Below are 24,315 nucleotides of genomic sequence, written 5' to 3' on the forward strand. Positions count from 1 at the left end.
ACCACGATGAAGACGATAGATTCGAGGACCCAGACGGCCGAAGCCATCGACCACCTGGAACGACTCGCCGCACAGTTGGAGGCGCACGCCTTCCAGGTGCGCCTCACCGCGCGCACCGGCCTGTATCCGCGTCTTCGGGTGATCAACCCCATGGCTCCCGCCGTGACGGAGGACGTGCTGGCGGCCAACGCCGCCGACGGCGAGTGGTGGTTCTGGCTGTCCTGGGCCGGCCGCATCGGCCACGCCTCCGACATCGTGACGGCCGCCGAGCGCATCGCGAGCGTGCTCCACGTCATCCGGCGCTGACGGCCGCGCTTCCTGACCGAGCTCGTACGGCTCGCGCCTCCGTGCCCCGGCGCGAGCCGTACGTATGTCCGAGCAGGTGGCGGCGTGGCGGCGCCACCTGCGACCATGGCGTGCCATGAGGACGCGCCTGCCGATCGCCGCGGCCTGCCTCGCGATGGCCGCGGCCTGCGGCGGCCCCGGCACGCCGTCGGCCGGTCCGTCGCGCTCGGCGTCCCCCGGCGCGACGGCCGGCCCGGCGCCGAGCGGCGAGATCGCCGCCTCGCCGGAGTGGCGTCTCGTGCCGCGTGCGCGCACGCGGCCGGCCTCGGCGCTGCTCGACGTCGCCGCGACCGGGCCCGACGACGCGTGGGCCGCCGGGTACGAGCGGGCCGCCGAGGACAACGAGGGTGGCCCCGCGCTCCAGCACTGGGACGGCGAGCGGTGGAAACGCGTCAAACCACCCCCTGGCGCCGTGCGCCTCACCGGCGTGGCCGCGCGCGGCCCCCGCGACGCCTGGGTCGTCGGCCACGGCAGCTACGGCTACGCGGCCCACTGGGACGGTGAGCGCTGGACCGCCTACCAGCCGTTCGGCGTGGCCGCCGAGCACTTCCTGACCGGCGTGGCGGTCACCAAGGACGTCACCTGGATGACCGCGCACAACGGCACCCGGGGTCAGGTGGTCGGGTGGGACGGCCGGCGGTTCCGCCTCGCGTTCCAGGCCGACGGCCAGTTCCTCGGGGTGTCCGCGACCGGCGGCCACGTGTGGGCCGTCGGCACCGACGCGGCCGGAGCCGAGCGGGGCTCCCCGATGGTGTGGCACGGCAAGGCCGAGCGAGGCGGCGCGTACTCCTGGCAGCGCGGCCGCACCCCCGACATCCCCGGCGGGGTGCTCCAAGCGGTCTGGGCCGTGTCGCCGTCGCAGGTGTGGGCCGTGGGGACGGTGACCGCCGAGGACGGTGTCAGCAGGACGCCGCTGGTGCTGCGCTCGGACGGCGAGGCCTGGTGGCGGGTCCCCCTGCCGGTGGCGGCAGGCGTCCTCGGCGGCGTCACCGCGCTCGCCGACGACGACGTCTGGATCAGCGGCGTGGACGCGGCGCACCCCGGTCAGGTGCTGATCCTGCGGTTCGACGGCGGCGCGTGGACCACCTCGTACGGCCCGCTGATGCGGCGCGAGCAGGAGGAGCAGCAGTACCCGGAGTCCGACCAGGTGGGCCGGGCCACCATCGCGCCGGTCCCCGGCACCTCCCGCCTGTGGGTGGCGGGTGCGGTCGGCTGGGGTGACGACGAGGACGGCTTCTTCCTGGGTCGTGGATGACCCTTTCCTGGAGGAATGCGGGTCAGCTGATCGGGTAAGGACCCGAGACCTTCGCCCGGCACGACGGTCCACCGCACGAAAGGCCAGCATATGATCCACTCACCATGGGGATGGCTGGCCGTCGTCGGGATCGTGGTGGCGCTGCTCGTCCTCGACTTCGTCATCGCCGCGCGCCGGCCCCACACCGTGCACCTGCGCGAGGCCGCGCTGTGGAGCGTGTTCTACATCGCGGTGGCGCTCGCGTTCGGCGCCGCGTTGTTCCTGATGGAAGGCCACGACGTCGCGACCGAGTACTTCGCCGGCTGGGTCGTGGAGAAAAGCCTGTCGGTGGACAACCTCTTCGTCTTCGTCATCATCATGGCGAAGTTCGCCGTCCCTCCCGAGCACCAGCAGAAAGCCCTGCTGTTCGGCATCGCCGCCGCGCTGGCGCTGCGCGCCGTGCTGATCCTGGTCGGCGCCGCCGCGGTGAGCGCCTTCTCGCCGACGTTCCTGCTGTTCGGCCTGTTGCTGCTGTGGACGGCGGTGCAGCTCATCCGGCACCGCAACGACGATCCCGACGTCGAAGGGACGTGGGTGGTCCGCTGGGCACGCAAGCGGCTTCCCGTGACCGAGGAGCTCCACAACGGCAAGCTGCTCGTCAAGGAGGACGGCCAGCGCGTCGCCACGCCGCTTTTCCTGGTCTTCGTCGCGATCGGCGGCACCGACCTGCTGTTCGCGCTCGACTCCATCCCGGCGATCTTCGGGATCACGCGCGAGCCGCTGATCGTGTTCTCCGCCAACGCGTTCGCGCTGCTCGGGCTGCGCGCGCTGTACTTCCTCATCGAGGGCCTGCTGGAACGGCTGGTGTACCTGTCCATCGGCCTGTCGGTCATCCTCGCGTTCATCGGGATCAAGCTGGTGATGGCCTTCCTGCACCAGGACGTGTGGAAGTCGGTCCCCGAGATCCCGACCCCGATCTCGCTCCTGGTGATCCTGCTGGTGCTGCTCGTCACGGTCGTGGCGAGCCTGCTGCGGGTGCGCGAGCACCCCGAGGAGCGTGCGCACGCGGGCCGCATCGGGCTGCGGCGCAGGCAACAGCAGCAGCAGGGTGACGAGACCTCGCGTCACTGAATGCGTAATTAGCCGTGGATCAGCCGCGGCGCGGGTGTCATCCTCACCTCACGAGTTCGTACACCGTGGGGAGTGGAAACGAAGCGTGCTACGTCAACTGAGCAGGGCCCTCGGCGCACACCGTCCCGTCGCGAGTCCCGAGGAGGAGGCCGTCGCGTACGCCAAGCGGCTGCTGTCCGACGCGCGCGACGAGATCAGCAAGGCGGACGGCAAGGCGCAGGTGCTCCTCGGCATCGTCGGGATCGCCATCGGCGCCGTCGCGGGAGGCCTCGCGGCGGGGGGCTGGTCGCCGTTCGAGCTGTCCGACACGGTGGAGTGGCTGTGGTGGGCCGGCGTCGCCATGGCGCTGGCCACGCTGGCGTGCCTGGCCGGCGCGGTGTACCCGCGCCTCGGCGGGCCACCGGGGGACGCCGTCGAGTACTTCGGTGACGTCGTGCGGTACGAGAGCGGTGACGCGCTCGCCGCGGCCCTGCTCGCGGCCCGCGGCCATGAACTGCGGCGCCTCTCCGGCCAGGTACGGCGGGTCGGTCAGATCGTGAGCCGCAAGTACCTGCTGATCCGCTGGGGTTTCTGGCTGCTGTCGGGGGCGATCCTGTCGACGATGACGGCGGTGGCCCTGGACCTGCTGATCCGGGGGGTGTGATCACGCGCCGTGACGTCCGATGGCCTACCCGGGCCGCTTACCGAAGTGTGAGATTGCAACAAACCATGACACTTTTCGAAACATGAGCTTTTTACTCTGCCGATATGCCGACCCGCCGCACCACTCCAGGCAGGGGCACCCCCACCCGCCCCCCAGCCTGCCGACAGGTGGCCACCCGTAGGGGTTACCACCCTCATCAAGATCGAAGAAACTGGGGTCGCGAACGTCTGCGATAGGGCGGTAAAGGGTAAACAGGAGGTGAGGCCGGGTCCACCCAACCTCGGCTCGCCGCGCCGTCCGCCGACCCGATCGCCGACGAGGAACGAGGGAAGCGTGCACCCGTACCAAAGGAGCAGGCCATGAAGCGGATCCTCATCACCCAGCGACCCAAGCCCACCAGCTCCCCCGCCCCCCTGGACCTTCGCACCCCCACGGGCCGGGTCCTCCCCTTCTGACCTTTCTGACCTGCCGCACCCCCGCCGTACCCCCGACGGGGCCAGGCCTGTCAGCTGAGGGCCACGAACCACCGTCCAGCCTCGTCCCAGTGGTCGGCCGAAGGAAAGCCGCACCGCCTGGCGAGCACGCCGGCACCGTCGGCCGGGACCGTGGCCCATGGGAACCACTCGGCCGCCTGTCCTCCGCTGCGCAGCCGCACCCGGTGCACGGCCGCCGGTGACCCCGGTGGCGCCAGCTCGGCGATCACCGTGCCGCCGGGCCGCACGAGCTCACGCAGCCGCAGCAGCAGGGCCGCGGGATCACCGCCGATCCCGATGTTGCCGTCGGCCAGCAACGCCACGGCCCAGTGGCCGGTGCGCGGCAGCGGCTCGAAGACGCTCGCGCACAGCGCCGTCCCCCCGGCCCGCCGGGTCAGCGCGACGGCGACAGGGGAGATGTCGACGCCGAGTGCCGCGACGCCTCTGCGCGCCAGCGCCGCGGTCAGCCGGCCGGGCCCCGAACCCACGTCGAGCGTCGGCGCCGCGCATCTGGCCAGCACCTCTTCGTCCCCGGGGATGGGCCGCGTCCAGCGCTCGGCGGCCAGCGGCCGTACCCGGCCGTCGGCGTACTCGATGTCGACGTCCCCGCCTCTCAGCGCGTCCTCGTAGAAGGCCCCGATCACGATGCGACGCTATCGGCGATCACGGCCGTTGATCCTTACGGATCCGTGACGTCGGACGCGGGACCAGGACCGCCGGGTTTTGCCTGATCAGCACACCGCGCCGGTTTTCCGTCGCGCGGCCGCCGGGGACAGCTCCACCGGACGATCACCGGGAGCATGCCATGCCGACCAACCAGCGGACCCTTGCGCTGATCGCCGCGTGGCCCGTCCTGCGGCAGCTCACCGGCCGCGACCGGTACGGCCGCGGCGCCGCCGTCATGTCCGCGCGGACCCGTGCGCTGACCGCGCGGACCGCCACGGCCGACCGGGTCGTGAAGTCGATATGTCCGTACTGCGCGGTGGGCTGCGCGCAGAACGTGTACGTCCGCGACGAGAAGGTCGTCCACATCGAAGGCGACCCCGACTCCCCCGTGAGCCGCGGCAGGCTCTGTCCCAAAGGCGCCGCCACGCTCCAGCTCACCACCGGCCCGGGCCGCCTCGACACGTGCCTCTATCGCGCGCCGCACGCGGCAGGGTGGCAGGAGATCGACCTCGGCACCGCGATGGACATGGTCGCCGATCGCGTCATCGCCACCCGGCGCGCGACCTGGGAATGGGAGCACGACGGCAGGCGTACGGCACGCACCATGGGGATCGCGAGCCTCGGCGGCGCGACGCTCGACAACGAGGAGAACTACCTCATCAAGAAGCTGCTGACCGCGCTCGGCGTCGTGCAGATCGAGAACCAGGCGCGGGTCTGCCACAGCTCCACCGTCGTCGGGCTCGGCACGTCGTTCGGCAGAGGCGGCGCCACGACGTTCCTGCAGGACCTGCAGCACTCCGACTGCATCGTGATCGAGGGTTCCAACTTCGCCGAGGCGCATCCGGTGGGTTTCCAATGGGTGACGCGGGCCAAGGCGCGCGGGGCCGTCGTGATCCACGTCGACCCGCGGTTCACCAGGACCAGTGCGCTGGCGGACCTGTACGTGCCGATCCGGGCCGGCACCGACGTGGCGTTCATCGGCGGCATCATCAGGCACGTCCTGGAGAACGACCTGTACTTCCGTGAGTTCGTGCTGAACTACACCAACGCCGCTGTGATCATCAACGAGGACTTCCGCGACACCGAGGACCTCGACGGCCTGTTCTCCGGCTACAACGCCGGCACCAGGCACTACGACTTCGGCACCTGGCAGTACGAAGGCATGGAGGTCGTGCCGGCGTCCGGGGAGCGCGACGAGGCGTACGACGAACGCACCGGCCGGGAGAGCTCGATCCGGTCGGCCGGTGTCAGCGAGACGCACGGCGCCGGCGGGGCCACCATGCGCGGCACCCCGAGGCGCGACGAGAGCATGCGGGACCCTCGCTGCGTCCTGCAGATACTCAGACGGCACTTCTCCCGCTACACCCCCGAGATGGTCGAACGGATCTGCGGCATCTCACCGGACCTGTTCGCCGAGGTCTGCCGCCACCTCACCGAGAACTCCGGCCCGGAACGCACCGCCGAGTTCGTCTACGCCGTCGGCTGGACCCAGCACAGCGACGGGTCGCAGTTCATCAGGGCCGCGTCCATCCTGCAGTTGCTGCTCGGCAACATGGGCCGGCCGGGAGGCGGCATCCAGGCGCTGCGCGGCCACGCGAGCATCCAGGGGTCCAGTGACATCCCGACCCTGTTCAACCTGCTGCCGGGCTACATCCCGATGCCGCACGCGCACACGCACGAGACCCTCGACGACTTCCTGCGGGCCGACAGCCCCCACAAGGGCTACTGGGCCGACATGCGCGGGTACATGGTGAGCCTGCTCAAGGCGTGGTGGGGGCCGAAGGCGCAGCCGGACAACGACTTCTGTTTCGGCCACCTGCCGAGGATCACCGGCAGCCACAGCACGTACGACACGGTCATGGCGCAGCTCGACGGGGTGTGCAAGGGCTACTTCCTGCTCGGGGAGAACCCGGCGGTCGGGTCGGCGAACGCCAGGACGCAGCGGCTCGGCATGGCGAATCTCGACTGGCTCGTGGTGCGCGACTTCAGCCTGATCGAGAGCGCCACCTGGTGGCGGGACGGCCCGGAGATCGAGTCCGGCGAATCGCGCACCGCGGACATCGGCACCGAGGTCTTCTTCTTCCCCGCCGCCGCGCACACCGAGAAGAGCGGCTCGTTCACCAACACCAACCGCATGCTCCAGTGGCACCACCAGGCCGTCGAGCCGACCGGCGACACCCGCAGCGACCTGTGGTTCATGTACCACCTCGGCCGGATCATCCGCGGCAAGCTCGCCGGCTCCACCGACCCGATGGACGCGCCGCTGCTCGACCTCACCTGGGACTACCCCACCGAGGGCCCGCACGACGAGCCGGTCGCCGAGGCCGTACTCGCGGAGATCAACGGGTGGGACGCCACGGGGACGCCGCTGCGCAGGTACACCGACATCAAGGGTGACGGCTCCACCGCCTGCGGCTGCTGGATCTACTGCGGCGTGTACGCCGGCGGGGTGAACCAGGCGGCGCGCCGCAAGCCCGGCGACCAGCAGGACTGGCTGGCCGCCGAATGGGCCTGGGCCTGGCCGGACAACCGGCGGCTGATGTACAACCGCGCCTCGGCCCGGCCGGACGGCCGGCCGTGGAGCGAGCGCAAGAAGCTCGTCTGGTGGGACGAGGCCGCCTCCGAATGGACCGGCTACGACGTGCCGGACTTCGACGCGCGCAAGCACCCGGACTACCGTCCGCCTGACGACGCGACCGGCAGCGACGCGCTGTCGGGGATCGACCCGTTCATCATGCAACCCGACGGCAAGGGATGGCTGTTCGCGCCGGCCGGCGTGGTGGACGGCCCGCTGCCGGTCCACTACGAGCCGCAGGACTCACCGGTGGCCAACCCGCTGTACCGGCGGCAGCGCAGCCCGGCACGCATGCTCTTCCCCCGCGAGGACAACCGGTACCACCCGAGCGGGGACGAACCCGGCGCCGGCATGTACCCGTACGTCGTCACCACCTACCGGCTCACCGAGCACTTCACCGCCGGCGGCATGAGCCGCAACACGCCGTACCTGGCCGAGTTGCAGCCGGAGATGTTCTGCGAGGTGTCTCCCGAGCTGGCCGCCGAACGCGGCCTGGAGAACGGCGGATGGGCCACGATCGTCACCGCGCGCAGCGCCATCGAGGCTCGGGTGCTGGTGACGCGCCGCATGACGCCGCTGCGTGCCGACGGCCAGGTGGTGCACCAGATCGGGCTGCCGTTCCACTGGGGCCCGAACGGCATGACCAGCGGGGACGCGGCCAACGAGCTGTCATCGATCGTGCTGGACCCGAACTCGCACATCCAGGAGGTCAAGGCGTTCTCCGCCGACATCCTGCCGGGCCGGCGGCCCCGCGGCGCCGCGCGTACGGCCCTGGTGCGGGAGTACCGGCGCCAGGCCGGCGTCACCGATCGCACCGGGATGGAGATGTGATGACTCCGCCGGAACTGTTCGACCCGGCCACCGCGGCCGGACACACCGATCACCCCGAACGTGTGGGGTTCTTCACCGACACGAGCATCTGCATCGGCTGCAAGGCGTGCGAGGTGGCCTGCAAGGAGTGGAACGGCATCCCCGACGACGGGCTGACGTTCACCGGAATGTCGTACGACAACAGCATCGGCCTCGGCGCCGACACCTGGAGGCATGTCGCGTTCATCGAGCAGCCCCGCAGGCTCGGCCACCAGGAGGCCGGGGAGACCGAGTTCCGCTGGCTCATGGCGTCCGACGTCTGCAAACACTGCACACACGCCGCCTGCCTGGACGTGTGTCCCACCGGTGCGCTGCTGCGCACCGAGTTCGGCACCGTCGTCGTGCAGGAGGACGTGTGCAACGGCTGCGGCTACTGCGTCCCCGCCTGCCCCTACGGCGTGATCGACCAGCGCAAGGACGACGGCCGGGTCTGGAAGTGCACCATGTGCTACGACCGTCTCTCGGCCGGCCAGGAACCGGCGTGCGCCAAGACCTGCCCCACCGACTCCATCCAGTTCGGCGACCTCGCGGAACTGCGCGAACGCGCCGACCGCCGCGTCCGCGACCTCCACGACGCCGGCGTCACCTCCGCACGCCTGTACGGCCACGACCCCGCCGACGGCGTCGGCGGCACCGGCGCCTTCTTCCTCCTGCTCGACGACCCCGAGGTGTACGGCCTCCCCCCCGACCCCGTGGTCACCACCCGCGACCTCCCCGCCATGTGGCGCCACGCCGCCGTGGCCGCCGCCACCCTGGCTGCCTGCGTCACCCTGGCGACCCTGATCAGGCGCCGATGACCACCGGCGCCGCGACGTCCCGGAGAAGGTGCGCATGGACGCCGTGAACCAGACCGACGTCCGCCTGGACGACGCCCCGGCGGTGCGGCCGGAACGGGACGCGCTGATCGGGTCGGCCGGACGGCCGGAGCGGCGGCGCGGGCCCCGCGAGCGGATCCTGGCCCCTGAGCCGGACTTCCGCTCCTACTACGGCCTGCCGGTGCTCAACCCGCCGACCTGGAAGGACGCCGACATCGCGGCGTACCTGTTCCTCGGCGGCCTCGCCGGCGCCTCCTCGGCGCTGGCCGCCGCCGCCGACCTGACCGGCCGGCCCCACCTGGCGCGCGCGTGCAAGGCAGGAGCCATGGGGGCCCTCGGCGGCTCGCTGTACGGCCTCGTCCACGACCTCGGCCGTCCGGAGCGCTTCCTCAACATGCTGCGCGTCTTCAAGATCACCTCCCCCATGAGCGTCGGAAGCTGGCTCCTGTCCGTGTACGGCCCGCAGGCCGCCGCCGCGGCGGCCACGGCCCTCACCGGCCGCCTGCCGCGAACGGGCCGCGCCGCGACCATCGGGGCCGGGCTCCTCGGAACCGCCGTCGCCACGTACACCGCCGTCCTGATCGCCGACACCGCCGTACCGGTGTGGCACGACGGCCACCGTGAGCTGCCGTACCTGTTCGCCGGCTCCGCCACCGCGTCCGCCGCCGGCCTCGGCCTGCTGGCCGCTCCCCCCGCCGAGACCGGCCCGGCCCGCCGGGCCGCCGTCGCCGGTCTGGCCCTGGAGTTCACCGCGCTCAAACGGATGGAACGCCGCCTCGGCCCGATCGCCGAACCCCTGCGGCACGGCACCGGTGGACGCCTCCTGCGCCTCGGCACCGCACTGTCCCTCACCGGGGTCGCCGCCGCGGCCCTCGCCGGCCCCCGTGACCGCGCCACCACGGCCGCCGCCGGCGTGGCCCTCCTCGCCGGCGCCGTCTGCACCCGCTTCGGCGTCTTCCACGCCGGCCTCGCCTCGGCCCGCGACCCCAAGTACACGGTCGGCCCCCAGCGCCGCCGCCTCACCGAAGCCACCGAGGAGGAAGCCACCCCATGAAGAAGATCGCGTCATACCTGCCGTTCGCGGCGTTCGTCCTCGCGACCTGCGCCGCCGCCTGCCTCGCCGGCCGCCTGAGGCAACCCGCGCACGAGGACCGTCACGATCTCCGTGCCGTGCTCGCCGACAGGCTCACGCCTGTCCGGTGGCGAGCTTGTACGACTGCTCGAAACCCGCGAGGACGTTCGGCCAGGCGCAGCGCGTGGGTTCCGTGGCACGGTTGTTCCCGGCGATCGACTCGCGCAGATCACGGTCCCGGGTGAGCCGCGCCACCGCCACGACCAGCTCATGGAAACTCCGGCCGAGCAGCCCCTCCTTGCCGGGCCGTACGAAGTCCGCGACCCCGCTCTGCGCACGCGCGACCACCGGCACACCGGCCGCGCGCGCCTCCAGCGCCGCGATCCCGAAGGACTCACGAGGCGCCGGCGCGACGAACACATCGGCCGACATGAGCAGGGACCGGATCTGCTCACGGGTGTAACGGCCCGGCAGCGAAACCCAGCCGTCCATGCCGTGCGACCGGGAGAACCGCTCCATGGCCCCCCGCGCGGGACCGTCCCCCACCAACGTGGCCCGCATCGGAATCGACCTCGGCACCCGCTGCCGGGCCTCGTGCAGCAGCTTCAGTAACCGGACCGGCTGCTTCCTCGGCGCCAGCCGGCCCACCGCCACGATGTGCACCTCGTCCCCGCGAACCGGAAGCACCTCACCGGGCCGCGGCCGCCACGACGACAGATCGAGCCCGTTCGACACCACGTCCACCGGCACCCGCGGCCCCGCCACAGCCCGAACCGGCCGCGCCGCCGCACGGCTCACCGCCGTGGCCGCCACCGGCCACCGGCTCCACCCGAACACCGAATCCAGCCCGCGATACAGCACCCGCGTCACCGGATCCCACATGCTGTGCACCGTCACCACCACCGGCACCCCGGCCCGCACCGCGGCCCGCACCCCCATCCACGCGAACGGCGACACCGCTCCGGTGTGCACATGCACCACGTCAGGCCGCCGCGCCGTCATCAGCCGCAGCATGTGCACCACCCCCCGAGGATGCACGGGAAGATCGAACGGCATAGGCGCCACAACCCGATGCACCCCGGCGATGGGCTCACCCGGCGTGGCCGTCACCACCTCGACCTCGTACCCGGCCTCACCCTGTGCCTGTACCAGATCGGCCACCTGCACCTCGATCCCACCGAGCCGAGGCAGATAACAGTCACTGACATGGAGGATCCGCACCCCTCAAGCCTGTCAGAGCCCTCCCCCCGCATCAAACGCGACAAAAGAAAAACCCGTCCCCACCAGGAGGCCTCCCGCCTTCGTGCGACCGGAGGCGGCCGAAGAAGAACCCGACCCCCACCAGGAGACCCCCGCATTCCGCCGGAACCCGCCGTGGGATCATTGAGCGATGGCACGCACCGCGGTGTTCTTCCACGCTCATCCCGACGACGAGGCCCTGCTGACGGCCGGGACCATGGCGATGCTCGCGGCCGAGGGCCACCGTGTGGTCCTCGTCGTCGCCACCGCCGGCGAACGCGGCCTCGCCGACCTCCCCCACGGCGACCAACTGGCCGAGGCGCGCACCGCCGAGTTGTACGCGTCCGCCGCCGTCCTAGGCGTGGCCCGCGTCGTCCTCCTCGGCTACGGCGACTCCGGTCTCACCCAGGCCGGCGACGGCGGCGAGGACCGTCCCGACAACGCCTTCATGGACACCGACATAGAGGAGGCCGCGCACCGCCTGGCCACCATCCTCAAAGAGGAGAACGCCGACCTCCTCACCATCTACGACCCCGCCGGCGGCTACGGCCACCCCGACCACGTCCAGGTCTACCGCGTAGGCACCCGCGCCGCCGTCCTGGCCGGCACCCCCATAGTCCTGGAGGCGACGGTCAACCGAGACCCCTTGGTCAAAGCCCTCCGCCTGGCCCAGAAGTTCTACCGCTTCCCTCCCGAGTTCGACATGCGCTCCTTCGAACTCGCCTACTCCCCCGCCGAGTCCATCACCCACCGCGTCAACGTCCGTAAATACATCAAACAAAAACGCGCCAGCATGTCGGCCCACACCAGCCAGGCCACCGGCGGCACCTCCGACCGCACCCTCGCCGTAATGCTGAGAATCCCACCCCCCTTGTACCGCCTCATCTTCGGCACCGAGTGGTACGTCCGCCGCGACCTCCCCCCTAAAACCCACCTGAAACACCCCTTCTCCCCTTCTCCTGGCGACCCCTCGTAGAACCTGAAACTTTCGCGAGAGCTCTGGCATGCCCCGTGATTCATGCTGCGGAAGTGAAGATTATTCCTCATTTCGGACATCCCATTTCAGCGCAATATTGACAATGCACTGATAGGCGCCGTCAATCGTGAGGTGACCCCGGCGAAGATCGGCCGGACGTCGATGACACCCCTCTACGCGTGAGTCCTTTGCGCGCCTGAACAGAAGGGAAGCCATGAGATCCGCTCATCGATTCCTCCTCACCGCGCTGGCACTGTCCGTCCTGCTGGTGACCCCGCTCGGCACGGCGTGGGCCTCGTCGAGCACCGCGGCGGCCGGCGACTTCCGCACCACCGCCTGGAAGACCCTGCCGAAGGACGTCACCGCGCCGGAGACGACGCTGGCCGCGGAGACGAGCTACTGCATCCCGGTGGCCGGACCAGGCGTGAAGATGACCTTCTACTGCGACCTCAAGGAACCGAACACGCTGTTCGTCTACTGCGAAGGCGTGACCGTCGAGATCCGGATGAACACCGGCAGATGGGCCCCGTCAGGCAGTTGCCCCGGATACCGCGGCTACCGCCTGGTCCCCCGGGTCTGACCACCCCCACCTGACCCGGACCAAAACGCTCGCCAGGTACCCGAAACCCCAGCAGAGCCGGGAGTCCCCTCCCGGCTCTGCGCGTCTCCCCGGCCCGGCGGATGACGAAGACGTCGCCTCAGGCGCCGGACGCCTTCCGCAGGAACACCCTCCACTCGGCAGCGGGAACGACCAGCGCGGGCCCGTCCAGGTTCTTGCTGTCCCGTACGGCGACGACACCCGGCAGGTTGGTGGCCACCTCCACACATTGGCCTCCGTCACCGCTGGAACGAGAGGACTTCCGCCACTGCCACCCACTCCTGACCATCTCAGCTCCATCCGTCCTTCGTCTTCCGAAGAAATGTCCGCCATCCGGCCGGAGTCACGACGAGAACGGGCCCCCTCGGGTTCTTGCTGTCGCGTACGGCGACAACATCCGGCAGGTCAGTGGTTACTTCGACACATGTTCCCCCATCGCCACTGGACCAAGAGGATTTGCGCCACTTCGCACCGGTCAAGTCCACTGCGCCATCACTTCCTCGACGATGCCGAGCGAGAGACTCTGCGGGAAAGCCGCAGAGCGTAGAGCATCGAAACGCCCTACCAATGTCGCTATGGTCGCACGCTCTCCTATCGTGAGACCAGATGGTGCGCTTTCGACGTACACGCTGTGCGGTGACCCACGAAGTTCGGCGATCGTGAACGACGCCTGAAGCCCTACGGCGCACCATGCGGAATACGGGACGACTTGGATCGTTACTCGTGGATTCTTCACCATCTCCAGTAACCGTCCCATCTGGTCGCGCATCAGGCCCGCGTCACCCATAGGTCGTCGCAGTACCCCTTCGTCGATGACGCTCCAGACCATGGGCCCGCTGTCCCGTGCCAGCAGAGCTTGTCGCTGCATGCGGTGACAAACCCTCTGTTCCACTATTTCCGAGGTGATACCCGGCTCGGTCTCGAAGATCCGTCTCGCGTACGGCTCGGTCTGGAAGAGTCCGGGCACGAGCATGGGATCCCAGATCCGCAGTGCGGACGCCTGAGCCTCCAACTCCATGAAGTCGCGGAAGTGCTCGGGAGCCATCTCCCACCGGGTCTCTCTCCACAGCTCGTGGAAGACGCCGTCCAGCTTGAAGACCTTGTCGCAGGCGTCGGCGAAGTGGCGGTCCGGCTTGCGTCTGACGGTTTCCAGCATGCCGACCGCGCTCGTGGAGACGGTCAGCACGCGGGCCAGTTGCCGCTGGGTCCATCCGGCGGCCAGGCGGTGCCGTCGGACCTCGTAGGCGAATCGCGCCAGGGGGGATTCCTCGGGGTTGACCTCTATGGGGTTAGGCATATCCGTTTCTCCAGCGATCTCACTTGATCTCACGGAGGTGGGGACGGTCTCACGAATGATGTGTGAGGACCGTGAATGGTTTCCACCGCCAAAAATACCCGATGACCTGCACGCTTGGGGAACGAATTCCGCGGATGAAAGGCCACGGGAGGCCCCATGAAAGCGCGAGACGCAAAACAGGAGCAATTCATTCATCTTGTCCGATTGGCCTGGGATCTCCACAAGCGCGGATTAAACGGTGCGGTGGACCTGTCACGAGGAAAAGAACCGGTCCTCCTGCTGTACCGGGTGCCTGTCCCGCTGACGGTGATGGCGTCGTTCCAGGAGGGACGCTGGTTCTTCACCTGGGGACGCGGACGCGACCAGCGGACACACGCGCTGGCCGAGGACGCGGCGGAACGGGTCTGGGAGGTGGCGCAGTGAAGACAGCGGGACTTGCCGGCGCCGTCGAACTCCCCGGTGTCACCGCCTCGGTGCCGCTCGCGCGTGCCTACGTGACGGTGGTCCTCCGATCGGCCGGTCGACACGCCGTGGACGACGCCGGGTTGCTGACCGGGGAACTCGTCGCGAACGCCGTCAGGCACTCCAGCTCGGGGGCCGGCGGAGCGGTTCGGGTAAAGGTGTTCGACGACGGACGGCGGGTGCGGGTGGAGGTGGGTGACGACGGGCCGGCAGGGGATCTTCCAGACGTTCCGGCCCACGTGGATCCGCTGAGCGAGAGCGGCAGAGGGCTGTGGCTGGTCCGGACGCTGTCCTCCTCCTGGGGCTGGGAGAGGGACGGGGCCGGGCTGGTGGTCTGGTTCGAGGTGACGCCGTGAGTGGCAGGGCCGGTACGGTGGGCCGTAGTTGATGGTGCGCGGCGGGTGTGACGGCCGAGCAGACTGGAGGGGCCGCCGGGGGTGGCGGTGACCGGGGGACGGCAAAGGGGTGCGGATGGGGAACAAGTGGGTGCGGGCCGGAGCGTCGGCGGTTTCGCTGGTGCTGGCGGTGGCGCTTGTGGTGTTCCTGCCGCAGATCGTGCACGCGCTCACAGGGGCCACGGTGAGCTGGCAGGGGATCGGTGCGCAGTTCGCGGCGTTGAGCTGGCCGATGGTGCTGCTGATGACCGTCCTGTGGCTGGCCAGCCTTTGGGCCTACACGTACGTGATGACGTCGGCGTTGCCGGGGCTCGGCCACGTGCAGGCGCTGACGCTGAACGGCGCGGGGAGCGCGGTGAGCAACCTGCTGCCGTTCGGCGGAGCGGCGGGGGTGGCGCTGACGTTCGCGATGACCAAGGGGTGGGGATTCGCGACGCGGCCGGTGGTCGTGTACACGCTGGTGACCGGCATCTGGAACACCTTGTTCCGGTTCATCCTCCCCGCAGTCGGCATCGTGGGGCTGCTGCTCGCCGGTCGCATCCCCGACTCGCGGGTCACGACCGCCGCGTGGGGAGGCGCCGTCTCGATCCTCGTCCTCGTCGCCGTCGTCGCGGCGGCCCTCTACTGGGAACGCGCCGCCGACCTGCTCGGCCGCGCCGCCGACGGCGCACTGCGCGTGCTCCCCCGCAGGTTCCGGCCGTCCGAACGCTTCGCCAGGGACGCCATCCACCGCCTCCGCGCCGACACCGCCGACATCGTCCACACCCGCTGGCCCGGCCTGTCCCTCGGCATGATCGCCTTCCTCACCCTCCAGTGCCTGATCATGTCCGCCTGCCTGACCGCCACCGGCTCCTCCCCCGGCCCCGCGGAAACCGTGGCCGTCTTCGCGTTGAGCCGCGTCCTGACCAGCGCCGTGATCACCCCGAGCGGCGCCGGCATCATGGAAGGCGGCGTAGCGGCCCTCCTCATCGCCTTCGGCCAGCCCCCGGCCCCCGCCACCGCCGCCGCCATCCTCTTCGGCTTCTGGACCTACACCATAGAAATCCCCTGGGGCGGCCTCGCCTTCGGCGCCTGGACCCTCCTCCGCCGCCGCACCCCCACCGCCGACTCCTCCACCCCGGAACCCGCGACCCGCGGCTGAGGCCCTCATCGTCCAGTCGGCGGGTCCAGTGCGACGCCATTGCAGACATCGGAAATGTCTGGAGCCCCAGGTCACGATACCCCTGCGCCGGTTTCACGGCGATGGCAACATGACTCCCTGATGGAATCGGACGTTTACCTCATGGGTTAATACTGGATGTAGGAGGCAGGTCGATCCTTGGAGGTGTTCTACGACGATCCTAGGCTCGGGGACACGTGCCGGAACGATAAAGATCGCCGGCGCCAGTGGGGGTTCGATAACGCGAAGCGCCTCGCTCAACGGCTCACCGCGCTGTCCGCCGCCGAGACGCTGGACGACCTGCGTTACATGACAGGCCGGTGCCACGAACTGAAACACGACCGGAACGGCCACCTCGCGATGGACCTTGCGGGAGGGATGCGATTGGTCTTCCGGCCGTTGGAGTGGGTCGAGCACACCGTCGGCGGACTGGACTGGAAGGCTGTGACCGCTGTCGTGATCGTGGCTGTTGAGGACTACCACTGAGGAAGAGGCAGAGGGAGTGAACCGCATGACAACCGGGAACGACGCACCCCGGCTCTACCCGGCCGGAGACCTCGACCAGGCCATTCCACCCGGCGATACTCTGCGTGAGCTGCTCGACGAGCGGAACATGACGCAACGGGATCTCGCCACTCGGCTGGACATGAGCCCTAAGCACGTCAACCAACTCATTCAAGGGCTGGTTCCGTTGTCATCCGATATGGCTCACCGTCTGGAACTGGTGACCGGGACACCTGCCCGGCTCTGGAACCGGTTGGAGGCCGAGTACCGGACGGCGTTGATCCGCCTACGGCCTGGGCTTCACACCTCCGAATACATGGAGTGGCTGCAGAACCAGCCGGTCAGGGAGCTCATCAAGCGCGGAGTGCTGCCTGACGGCAAGGTCGACGATCACAGTCGCATCGAGCAACTGCTCGCGTTCTTCGCCGTGGCCAACCTCGAGGCATGGAAAGAGCTGTACGGTGCTCCAGCGGTCGCGTTCCGGAAATCGACGACCTTGTCGTCGAAGGCGCATGCGTTGCCGGCGTGGCTGAGGATGGGTGAGCTTCAGGCTGAGGAAGTCGTGTGTGATGCTTACGACGCCAGAGGACTCAGACGGTCGCTGACGGAGCTGCGAGCACTCACTCTGCGGGATCCCGCAGTCTTCAAGGACCAGATACAAGAGATCTGTGCCAGGTGCGGTGTCGCGGTGGTCTTCGTCGATGAGATCCAAGGATGCCGGGCGAGCGGTGCCACCCTGCATCGTGGAGCGAAGAAGATCATCATCCTCAGCTCACGATACAAGACAGACGATCACTTTTGGTTCACGCTCTTCCACGAGATCGGCCACGTCCTCAACCACCAAGAGGAGAAGGTGCGCATAGACGTCGAGGGCGCGCAGGAGAAGGATGCCAAAGAGCTGGAGGCGGACGCCTTCGCAAGTGAGCTTCTCATCCCTCGCGACTACGTGGACGAGCTGCGCACATTGAAGTCCAAGGTGGACGTCGTACGCTTCGCCGACAAGATCGGCATAGCGCCGGGGATTGTAGTGGCACGGCTGCAGCGCGATCCGCAGTTCCCATCATGGGACTGGAAGGACGGGAACGGGCTCAAACGTAAGATCGAGTTCTCCAAGGGTACGTGACGGTTCACAGTGACCACAGTGACTCGGTGCCGCACGCGTGAGCGCGGCAGCCTCGGGGGTGTGGGGGTGTCCCCCACATAGGACAGTCCTTGCGTCGTTCGCGCGAAGCGCCTCTCGCAAGGGCCGTTTCGTGGGTACGCGCGCCCTCTTCGACGGATCCGCGGGTGGCCACGCGCCACGTCGGGGTGACTGGGAGGAACCTGTTGGGGGGAGTTCGGGGGGTGTGGGGGGATTCATCGTTATGGTGCTGGGGCCGGGACCTGTAGCCTCAGCAGTCTGAAGGATCGCGTCGAGGCCCTGTTTTCCGGATGGGCAGGAAAGGATGGTGGGCCTTGACGTATATCTTGTGTGGGTTTGATGGGCCCGCATACCGTGGCGGCTGAGATGGTGACGTTCCGGGTTTTGGGGCCGGTCGAGGCGTACGACGGCGATGACGAGGTGGACCTCGGGGGGCTGCGGCAGCGTGCGGTTCTCGCGCGATTACTGGTCGCGCGGGGGCAGGTCGTGCCGGTTGACACGCTGCTCTTCGACTTGTGGGCCGACGAAGGGGCCAAGGGTGCTCAGTCGGGGCTTCAGGTGTACATTTCGCGGCTGCGGCGGGTGCTGGAGCCGGGGCGGCCGCGTGGGGGGCCCAACCGGCTGCTGGTGACGGTGGCTTCGGGGTACGCGCTGCGTACGGCTCCTGACCAGGTGGACGCGCTGCGGTTCGAGTCGCTGGTGCGGTCGGCGGGGAAGTTCCTCGACAACGACGATCCGGACGCGGCGCGGGGTGCGCTGGAGACGGCGCTCGGGTTGTGGAGCGGCACGCCGTACGCGGACTTCGCCGAGCAGCAGTGGGCCGAGGCGGAGGTCAGCAGGCTGGCGGAGCTGCGGCTGGTGGCGCGGGAGCGGCATTCGGACGCGGGGCTGCGGCTGGGGCTGCACGCCGAGACGGTGCCTGATCTTGAGGCGCTGACCGGGGAGAACCCTCTGCGCGAGGAGGGCTGGCGGTTGCTGGCGCTCGGGCTGTACCGCTGCGGACGGCAGGGGGACGCGCTCGCGGCGCTGCGGCGGGCCCGTACGACGCTGGCCGACGAGCTCGGCATCGACCCGGGGCCGGCGCTGCGCAAGATCGAGTCGGACATCCTGTCGCAGGACCCCGGCCTGGAGCTCGTGCCGCATCAAAGGCCACGGGCCGAGGTGCGCGGCACCTGGCCGCCGCGTCCGGAAGAGCCGGACATGCCGCCTCTGTCGCCGGAGCCGTTCGTCGGCAGGGACGCCGAGCTGGCCCGGCTGACCGGCGCGGCGCCGCACGCGCGGTCGGGCCGGTTCACCGCGGCCGTGGTGGCCGGTGACCCGGGGGCCGGGAAGACCACGCTGATCCGCAGGCTCGCCGAGACGCTCGGCGGCCAGGGGTGGATCACCACGGCCGGTGGCTGTCCCGACAGCAGCGCCACGCCGCCGGGCTGGGCCTGGGTCGAGGTGCTGCGGTCGCTGGCGTCGGTGCGCGGCACCGGCGAGTACGGGCCGCTGCTGGCTCCTTTGCTGGACGACGCGGCCCCGGTGGACGAGGACGATCAGGCGTCCGGCGGTTTCCGGCTGCACCGCGCGGTCGGCGGCTACATCGCCGGCATCGCGAGGGACGCTCCTGTGCTGGTGGTGCTCGAGGACCTGCACTGGGCCGACGACCAGACGCTGGCGTTGCTGCGCGCGTTGCCGAGCCTGCTCGCCACGAGCCGTGTGCTGCTGGTGGTGACCTGCCGGGACGGCGAGCTGAACGACCAGCAGTCCGACGTGCTCGCGGCGCTGGCGCGCCTCGGCCCGGTGCGGGTGGAGCTGGAGGGCCTGAGCGAGGAGGCCGTCGCCGAACTGGTGCGGGCCACCTGCGTGCGCGAGGTGGACGAGGACGCGGTCGGCACGATCATCGAGCGCACCGGCGGCAACCCGTTCTTCGTGCGCGAGACGGTGCGCCTGCTGGACTCCGAGCCCGGCACCGGCAAGGCCACGGCCGCCGAGGTCATGTCGGAGGTCCCCTCCGGTGTGCGTGACGTGCTGCGCCGCCGCATCACGCGCCTGCCGTCCACGGCGCAGCAGATCCTGCTGCAGGCCGCGGTGATCGGCAGGGACGTCGACATCGACGTGCTCGTCGGCATCTCCGGTGACGAGGACGCCGTGGTGGACGCGGTCGAGGCGGCGCTGCTCGCGGGCCTCGTCACCGAGCCGGGGCCCGGCCGGCTGCGGTTCGACCACGACCTGGTGCGCGACACGTTGTACTCCGACGCGTCCCGGCTGCGCCGTTCGCGGCTGCACGCGGCCGTGGCGTACGTGATCGAGGAGCTGTCCCCGTCGGACGTCGCGGCGCTGGCGCATCACTACGACGCCGCCGGCACCGTCGAGACCGCCGCCAAGGCGGTGCACTACGCGGGGCTCGCCGCCGAGCAGGCCGAGCGCCGGTTCGCGCACCGCGAGGCCGCGACGCTGTGGGAGCGGGCCATCGCGGCGTTCGACCGCGCGCACCCCGAGGCCGGTGCCCCCAAGGAGCGGTTGCTGCTGCAACTGCGCCTGATCAAGGCGCTGGCGTTGTGCGGCGACATGACGGCCGCGCGGGCCCGCCGCCGTGAGGCCATGGACGCCGCGCTGCCGCTCGGCGACCTGGAGCTGACGGCGCGCATCGCCGCCTCGGTCGCGGTGCCGTACAAGGGCATCGCGCGCGACCTGACCCGCACGGCGTGGGAGATCGTGGACGTCACCGAGCGCGCGCTCATCGAGCTGCCGCCGAGTGAGCAGTCGCTGCGCGCGAGCCTGCTCGCGACGCTGGCCCTGGAGCTTGAGGGCTCGGCCACCGGACGCGGGTACGAGGCGTCGCTGGAGGCCGAGGAGCTGGCGAGGCGCAGCGGCGACCCGGCGTTGCTGGCGGTCGCGCTGAGCGGCCGGCTGCGGCAGTCGTACGTCATCACCGTGGTGGACGAGCGGGAGGCCATCGGCCGTGAGCTGCTGGAGGTCGGCCAGGCGTCCGGTCAGATCGCGGTGCAGGCGCTGGCGCATCTGGTGCTGATGGAGTGCGCGGCGGCCCGCGGCGACTTCGCCGAGGCGGACGCGCAGATCAACGCGGCCGAGCGGCTCGCCAGGCGGTACGACCTGCCGGCCCCGTCGGCGGTCGGCGCCTGGTACGCGGGCCAGCGGCTGATGATCGCCGGTGACTTCGCGGGTGCCGAGCGCGCGTACCGCAACGCGGCGCGGCTCACCGCGCGGGCCGGCATGCTGGAGGGCCGCCAGGACCTGCCGCTGATCACGACGTTCTGCCTGCGCCTGGTCGAGGGCAAGGCGGCCGACATGGTGGAGCCCCTGGAGGAGGCGCATCGGCGCGGCGCCAAGTGGACGCTCGACGCGTACGCGGTGGCGCTGGCCTCGGCCGGTCACCTGAAGGACGCGCGCGCGGTCGCGGCGACCCGCACGGCGGTGCGGCCCGACTTCCTGTACGAGCTGGCGATGATGTGGCGGGCCCTGGCCGGCATGCTGCTCAACGACAGGGACCGCATGCAGGACGCCTATTCGACGCTCGGCCCGTTCTCCGACCGCATCGCGGGGGCCGGCACGGGTGTGGTGGCGTTGTGGCCGGTGGCGCAGACCCTCGGCGACCTCGCGGTGTGGCTCGGCCAGCCCGAGGAGGGCCACGCGCACTACGAGAAGGCACTTGCGGTGGCCGAGCGGGTCGGCGTGCCGCGCTGGGTGGCGGCGGCACGCAAGTCGCTCAGCAGCTCACCCGGAACTTCTCACTGACGACGGCTTTGCCGTTCACCGCGAGCTGCACCCGGTACAGCCCGGGGTTGTCGACGATGCGGGGCTGCCAGGTGACGGCGCGGTCGCCGCCGGCGAACCCGGCGGTGGCGGAGGCGGTGTACGGCAGCCATTCGCGGCCGGTGGCGCTCCAGCGCTGCAACCGCCAGCCGTACAGCACGGCGTCCCCGCCGCCTGACTCGACGACGCTCTGCGCGCGGTAGGTGCGGACGCATCCGGTCCCCGGCTCGGCGGCGACGCTGATGACACCGGTCGCGGGGACGCGGGTCTCCTCGGCCGGCATGGCCCGCGCCGACAGCACGACGGTGCGCGGCGCGTGCGCGGACACCGGTGGCGCGGCGTCGCCGCGGGTGGCCTCGACGCCGCTGTACGCGCCGGCGAACGCGAGGCTGGCGATCAGCAGCTTCACCGCCGTGGACGTACCGCTCCAGAGCGCCGGTACCAGTCCGCCTCGCGCGTCCATGCTGCCTCCCCTTTGTGTCATCCCAGGTGTACGCCTCGTCAGTTGCTCCCTGCTTGCCGTCCGCTTGCAGTCCCCGGCAGCGCCGTTCGGGGGGATATCCAGGCGCATCGCATGGAACGTGGGATCATGACCTGATGCGCCTGCTGATCACCGCCGTGACGGTCGCCGTGCTGTCCGTCGCCGGACTCACGACCACCGCTCACGCGGAACGCGCGCTCAAGGTCAGCGCCGCCGAGGTGTACCTCGTCGACGCCACCGAAGGCACCGTGCGGTTCGCCAAACGGGAGACCCGCCGGGTGCCGGTGGCGAGCCTCGCCAAGGTCATGACGGCGTACGTCGTGCGCAAGACCGCGCCGCTGTCCGACGTGGTGACGGTGTCGGCCTCCGACGTGCGGCACGCCGTCGCCGGCGGCGCCACCAGGGCCGGACTGCGCGCCGGTGAACGGCTGACGGTGCGCGACCTGCTGTACGGCATGATGCTGCCGTCCGGCGCGGACGCCTCGCAGGCGCTGGCCCGCACCTACGGCCCCGGTGTGCGGCGTTTCGTCGCGCGCATGAACGCCGCCGCGCGTTCGCTCGGCATGCGGGACACCTGGTACGTCAACGCCGACGGCCTGCCGCGTCCCGGCGGGGACCACTCCACGGCCCGCGACCAGGTGCTCCTGGCCCAGGCCGCGCTGCGCGACCCGGTCATCGCGCAGGTCGCCGGCACGGCGCGGTACGCGGTGCCGAAGTCGAAGGCACATCGGTCGCATGTGTGGCGCAACACCAACGAACTGGTCCCCGGTGAGGCGTTCGGCGTGAAGACCGGCTACACCAAGGCCGCCGGTCACTGCCTGATGTTCGCCGCCGAACGGGACGGGCACGTACTGGTCGGCGTGCTGCTCGGCGACACCGGCGAGAAGGCGCGGTTCCGGACCGCGCGGCGACTGCTGGACGCCTCGGCGGCCACCTGAGCCCGCCGTCGCACAAAATGTAGACGGGACCCGCCGTCCGGGTCCGGCGACGCTCTAGGAGGTGCGCGGGTGGAACCGGAGGGGGTGCTGCGTCCCCACAGCCTGGTCGAGCTGTCGATGCGGCGGATCAGGCACGAGATCCTCAGCGGCACGCTGGCCCCCGGCGAGCGGTTGATCGAGGAGCAGCTCACCCAGCGTTTCGGCACCAGCCGTGCGCCGCTGCGCGAGGCGTTGCGCCTGCTCGGCCAGCAGGGGCTGGTGGAGCACCTGCCGCGCAGGGGTGTACGGGTGGCCGAGCTGTCCCGCGCGGACGTGGACGAGCTGTTCGGCCTTCGTGACGTGCTGGAGCGGTACGCGGTGGAGACCGCGCTGCCGGGGGTGACCGACCTTCGGGACCTGGCCAAAGCGCTGGACGACATGGCGACGGCCGTCGAGCAGGACGATCCGTACTCGGAGAACGAGGCGCACCGGCGTTACCACGTGGCGCTGGTGGCGCTGGCGGGGCACCGGCAGTTGCTGCTGGTGTACGAGCCCGTCATCCTCAAGCTCCAGCTGTACATGGCGGCCAACCTGCGGCGTGAGGCCGAGGTCCGCGCGCCGTCGGAAGGTGTGGAGCGGCACCAGCGGCTGTTCGACGCCATCGCCTCAGGCGACCCGGCGCTCGCGCTGGACGGGCTGGCCCGGCACGGCGCGCGGACGTACATCGGCTGAGGCCCCCCTACCGCTCCCCTGTCTCCGCACGGCGTCACCCCGGCGGGTGATGACTGTCTCTAACAGAGCCGTAACCGGGGGGACCGGCGGCGGACACATTTTTGTCGACAATCGACGAATGGAGGATCTGAGAGAACGGAGCCCACGTGTCCGATCCGCTTCTCGTCGAGGCTGAGCCGTACGCCTACGGATTCGACCCCAGACACACGGCACTGCTGGTCATCGACATGCAACGCGACTTCGTCGAGCCCGGGGGATTCGGGGAGACCCTCGGGAACGACGTCACCATGCTCCGGCGGGTCATCCCGCCGCTGCGCGACACCTTGGCCGCCACCCGCGCGGCCGGCATCACCGTCATCCACACCCGCGAAGGTCACAAACCAGACCTTTCCGACTGCCCCCCGGCCAAGCTCAACCGCGGCGCGCCGTCCCTGCGTATCGGCGACCCGGGGCCGAAGGGCCGCATCCTCATCAGAGGCGAGTACGGCCACGACATCATCGACGAACTCGCCCCTGTCGACGGCGAACTCGTCGTCGACAAACCCGGCAAAGGCTCGTTCTACGCCACCGGCCTGGACGAGACGCTCAAACAAGCCGGCATACGCAGCCTCGTCGTCACCGGGGTCACGACCGAGGTCTGCGTGCACACCACCGTCCGCGAGGCCAACGACCGGGGCTACGAATGCCTCGTGCTGTCGGACTGCGTGGGCTCCTACTTCGAGGAGTTCCAGCGGTACGGCCTCCAAATGATCGCCGCGCAGGGCGGCATCTTCGGCTGGGTCGCACCGGCCGCTCACTACATCAAGGCCCTAGAAACCCGGAGCTGAACCG

Annotated in this window: 24 protein-coding genes; 18 read left to right on the forward strand and 6 right to left on the reverse strand. The window is 70.2% G+C overall.

The window, feature by feature from the left end; genetic code table 11:
- Positions 1-6 precede the first annotated feature (6 nt).
- From BJ992_RS24340 to BJ992_RS34400, 4 genes are all read left to right on the forward strand, one after another.
- Positions 7-306, forward strand: coding sequence for a hypothetical protein (locus BJ992_RS24340; RefSeq protein WP_184984775.1), 300 nt, complete (start codon positions 7-9; stop codon positions 304-306).
- 115 nt (positions 307-421) lie between these two features.
- Entirely contained in the window at positions 422-1,600 is a 1,179-nt protein-coding gene (locus BJ992_RS24345) for a hypothetical protein (RefSeq protein WP_184984782.1), read from the forward strand.
- 90 nt (positions 1,601-1,690) lie between these two features.
- Positions 1,691-2,710 carry a TerC/Alx family metal homeostasis membrane protein gene (locus BJ992_RS24350; RefSeq protein WP_184984793.1) on the forward strand — a complete coding sequence of 340 codons (1,020 nt, stop codon included), beginning with the start codon at positions 1,691-1,693 and terminating at the stop codon, positions 2,708-2,710.
- Positions 2,711-2,795: 85 nt separating this feature from the next.
- Positions 2,796-3,353: a Pycsar system effector family protein gene (locus tag BJ992_RS34400; RefSeq protein WP_184984795.1), complete on the forward strand. Its 558-nt coding sequence runs from the start codon at positions 2,796-2,798 to the stop codon at positions 3,351-3,353.
- A 505-nt stretch (positions 3,354-3,858) separates the two neighbouring features.
- Here the strand turns inward: BJ992_RS34400 and BJ992_RS24360 are convergent.
- Positions 3,859-4,470: a methyltransferase domain-containing protein gene (locus BJ992_RS24360; RefSeq protein WP_184984797.1), complete on the reverse strand. Its 612-nt coding sequence runs from the start codon at positions 4,468-4,470 to the stop codon at positions 3,859-3,861.
- Between the two features lie 161 nt (positions 4,471-4,631).
- Between BJ992_RS24360 and fdh the strand changes: the two genes are divergently transcribed.
- The 3 genes from fdh to nrfD are packed head-to-tail and all read left to right on the forward strand — an operon-like array spanning position 4,632 to position 9,806.
- Entirely contained in the window at positions 4,632-7,898 is a 3,267-nt protein-coding gene (fdh, locus tag BJ992_RS24365) for a formate dehydrogenase (RefSeq protein ID WP_184984799.1), read from the forward strand.
- On the forward strand, positions 7,898-8,734 hold the full coding sequence (locus tag BJ992_RS24370) for a 4Fe-4S dicluster domain-containing protein (RefSeq protein ID WP_184984801.1): 837 nt from the start codon (positions 7,898-7,900) through the stop codon (positions 8,732-8,734). Before fdh ends, BJ992_RS24370 begins: the two co-directional genes overlap by 1 nt.
- Before the next feature lie 43 nt (positions 8,735-8,777).
- The gene (gene nrfD, locus BJ992_RS24375) at positions 8,778-9,806 is read left to right on the forward strand and encodes an NrfD/PsrC family molybdoenzyme membrane anchor subunit (protein ID WP_425503735.1); all 1,029 of its coding nucleotides are present in this window, start codon (positions 8,778-8,780) and stop codon (positions 9,804-9,806) included.
- Between the two features lie 132 nt (positions 9,807-9,938).
- Here nrfD and BJ992_RS24380 read toward each other — a convergent pair whose 3' ends face one another.
- Positions 9,939-11,045, reverse strand: coding sequence for a glycosyltransferase (locus tag BJ992_RS24380; RefSeq protein ID WP_184984805.1), 1,107 nt, complete (start codon positions 11,043-11,045; stop codon positions 9,939-9,941).
- Positions 11,046-11,214: 169 nt separating this feature from the next.
- Between BJ992_RS24380 and BJ992_RS24385 the strand changes: the two genes are divergently transcribed.
- Both BJ992_RS24385 and BJ992_RS24390 read left to right on the forward strand, forming a co-directional pair.
- Complete coding sequence (locus tag BJ992_RS24385) at positions 11,215-12,039, forward strand: PIG-L deacetylase family protein (protein ID WP_184984808.1); 825 nt, start codon at positions 11,215-11,217, stop codon at positions 12,037-12,039.
- Between the two features lie 214 nt (positions 12,040-12,253).
- Positions 12,254-12,619 (forward strand): hypothetical protein, encoded by a 366-nt coding sequence (locus BJ992_RS24390; protein ID WP_184984810.1) that lies wholly within the window; start codon positions 12,254-12,256, stop codon positions 12,617-12,619.
- Between the two features lie 118 nt (positions 12,620-12,737).
- On the opposite strand, the gene BJ992_RS24395 is transcribed toward BJ992_RS24390, so the two are convergent.
- The 3 genes from BJ992_RS24395 to BJ992_RS24405 are packed head-to-tail and all read right to left on the reverse strand — an operon-like array spanning position 12,738 to position 13,934.
- Complete coding sequence (locus BJ992_RS24395) at positions 12,738-12,926, reverse strand: DUF397 domain-containing protein (protein WP_184984812.1); 189 nt, start codon at positions 12,924-12,926, stop codon at positions 12,738-12,740.
- Between the two features lies 1 nt (position 12,927).
- Positions 12,928-13,122: a DUF397 domain-containing protein gene (locus BJ992_RS24400; RefSeq protein ID WP_184984814.1), complete on the reverse strand. Its 195-nt coding sequence runs from the start codon at positions 13,120-13,122 to the stop codon at positions 12,928-12,930.
- Entirely contained in the window at positions 13,113-13,934 is an 822-nt protein-coding gene (locus BJ992_RS24405) for a helix-turn-helix domain-containing protein (protein ID WP_184984816.1), read from the reverse strand. Before BJ992_RS24405 ends, BJ992_RS24400 begins: the two co-directional genes overlap by 10 nt.
- Before the next feature lie 243 nt (positions 13,935-14,177).
- On the opposite strand from BJ992_RS24405, the gene BJ992_RS32300 reads away from it, so the two are divergent.
- The 6 genes from BJ992_RS32300 to BJ992_RS24430 all read left to right on the forward strand — a co-directional run bounded on the left by BJ992_RS32300 (position 14,178) and on the right by BJ992_RS24430 (position 21,336).
- Positions 14,178-14,357 (forward strand): hypothetical protein, encoded by a 180-nt coding sequence (locus BJ992_RS32300; RefSeq protein ID WP_221474958.1) that lies wholly within the window; start codon positions 14,178-14,180, stop codon positions 14,355-14,357.
- Complete coding sequence (locus tag BJ992_RS32305; RefSeq protein ID WP_221474959.1) at positions 14,354-14,752, forward strand: ATP-binding protein; 399 nt, start codon at positions 14,354-14,356, stop codon at positions 14,750-14,752. The genes BJ992_RS32300 and BJ992_RS32305 overlap by 4 nt, the downstream gene beginning before the upstream one ends.
- A gap of 115 nt (positions 14,753-14,867) precedes the next feature.
- Positions 14,868-15,932 (forward strand): lysylphosphatidylglycerol synthase transmembrane domain-containing protein, encoded by a 1,065-nt coding sequence (locus tag BJ992_RS24415; RefSeq protein ID WP_184984818.1) that lies wholly within the window; start codon positions 14,868-14,870, stop codon positions 15,930-15,932.
- A gap of 177 nt (positions 15,933-16,109) precedes the next feature.
- On the forward strand, positions 16,110-16,436 hold the full coding sequence (locus BJ992_RS24420; protein WP_184984820.1) for a type II toxin-antitoxin system RelE/ParE family toxin: 327 nt from the start codon (positions 16,110-16,112) through the stop codon (positions 16,434-16,436).
- Between the two features lie 25 nt (positions 16,437-16,461).
- The gene (locus tag BJ992_RS24425) at positions 16,462-17,577 is read left to right on the forward strand and encodes an ImmA/IrrE family metallo-endopeptidase (RefSeq protein WP_184984822.1); all 1,116 of its coding nucleotides are present in this window, start codon (positions 16,462-16,464) and stop codon (positions 17,575-17,577) included.
- A gap of 372 nt (positions 17,578-17,949) precedes the next feature.
- Entirely contained in the window at positions 17,950-21,336 is a 3,387-nt protein-coding gene (locus BJ992_RS24430; RefSeq protein ID WP_343072835.1) for an ATP-binding protein, read from the forward strand.
- Here BJ992_RS24430 and BJ992_RS24435 read toward each other — a convergent pair.
- Positions 21,308-21,817, reverse strand: coding sequence for a hypothetical protein (locus BJ992_RS24435; RefSeq protein WP_184984824.1), 510 nt, complete (start codon positions 21,815-21,817; stop codon positions 21,308-21,310). The two genes, BJ992_RS24430 and BJ992_RS24435, sit on opposite strands and share 29 nt — an antisense overlap.
- A 134-nt stretch (positions 21,818-21,951) precedes the next feature.
- Between BJ992_RS24435 and BJ992_RS24440 the strand changes: the two genes are divergently transcribed.
- From BJ992_RS24440 to BJ992_RS24450, 3 genes are all read left to right on the forward strand, one after another.
- Positions 21,952-22,773, forward strand: coding sequence for a D-alanyl-D-alanine carboxypeptidase family protein (locus BJ992_RS24440; protein ID WP_184984826.1), 822 nt, complete (start codon positions 21,952-21,954; stop codon positions 22,771-22,773).
- 69 nt (positions 22,774-22,842) lie between these two features.
- A complete protein-coding gene (locus BJ992_RS24445; protein WP_221474960.1) occupies positions 22,843-23,484 on the forward strand; it encodes an FCD domain-containing protein in 642 nt (213 codons plus the stop codon).
- 146 nt (positions 23,485-23,630) lie between these two features.
- Complete coding sequence (locus BJ992_RS24450) at positions 23,631-24,311, forward strand: isochorismatase family protein (protein WP_184984828.1); 681 nt, start codon at positions 23,631-23,633, stop codon at positions 24,309-24,311.
- The last annotated feature ends 4 nt before the right edge of the window (positions 24,312-24,315 follow it).

The organism is Sphaerisporangium rubeum (assembly GCF_014207705.1).
In the GTDB taxonomy this organism is placed as follows: domain Bacteria; phylum Actinomycetota; class Actinomycetes; order Streptosporangiales; family Streptosporangiaceae; genus Sphaerisporangium; species Sphaerisporangium rubeum.

Bases quoted from the DNA above. Each gene is read 5' to 3' on its own strand.
- BJ992_RS24405 (WP_184984816.1), bottom strand. From the start codon at position 13,934: ATGCCTAACCCCATAGAGGTCAACCCCGAGGAATCCCCCCTGGCGCGA.
- BJ992_RS24340 (WP_184984775.1), top strand. From the start codon at position 7: ATGAAGACGATAGATTCGAGGACCCAGACGGCCGAAGCCATCGACCAC.
- BJ992_RS24385 (WP_184984808.1), top strand. From the start codon at position 11,215: ATGGCACGCACCGCGGTGTTCTTCCACGCTCATCCCGACGACGAGGCC.
- BJ992_RS24345 (WP_184984782.1), top strand. From the start codon at position 422: ATGAGGACGCGCCTGCCGATCGCCGCGGCCTGCCTCGCGATGGCCGCG.
- BJ992_RS24390 (WP_184984810.1), top strand. From the start codon at position 12,254: ATGAGATCCGCTCATCGATTCCTCCTCACCGCGCTGGCACTGTCCGTC.
- BJ992_RS24370 (WP_184984801.1), top strand. From the start codon at position 7,898: ATGACTCCGCCGGAACTGTTCGACCCGGCCACCGCGGCCGGACACACC.
- BJ992_RS24350 (WP_184984793.1), top strand. From the start codon at position 1,691: ATGATCCACTCACCATGGGGATGGCTGGCCGTCGTCGGGATCGTGGTG.
- BJ992_RS24425 (WP_184984822.1), top strand. From the start codon at position 16,462: ATGACAACCGGGAACGACGCACCCCGGCTCTACCCGGCCGGAGACCTC.
- BJ992_RS24415 (WP_184984818.1), top strand. From the start codon at position 14,868: ATGGGGAACAAGTGGGTGCGGGCCGGAGCGTCGGCGGTTTCGCTGGTG.
- BJ992_RS24395 (WP_184984812.1), bottom strand. From the start codon at position 12,926: ATGGTCAGGAGTGGGTGGCAGTGGCGGAAGTCCTCTCGTTCCAGCGGT.
- BJ992_RS24435 (WP_184984824.1), bottom strand. From the start codon at position 21,817: ATGGACGCGCGAGGCGGACTGGTACCGGCGCTCTGGAGCGGTACGTCC.
- fdh (WP_184984799.1), top strand. From the start codon at position 4,632: ATGCCGACCAACCAGCGGACCCTTGCGCTGATCGCCGCGTGGCCCGTC.
- BJ992_RS24440 (WP_184984826.1), top strand. From the start codon at position 21,952: ATGCGCCTGCTGATCACCGCCGTGACGGTCGCCGTGCTGTCCGTCGCC.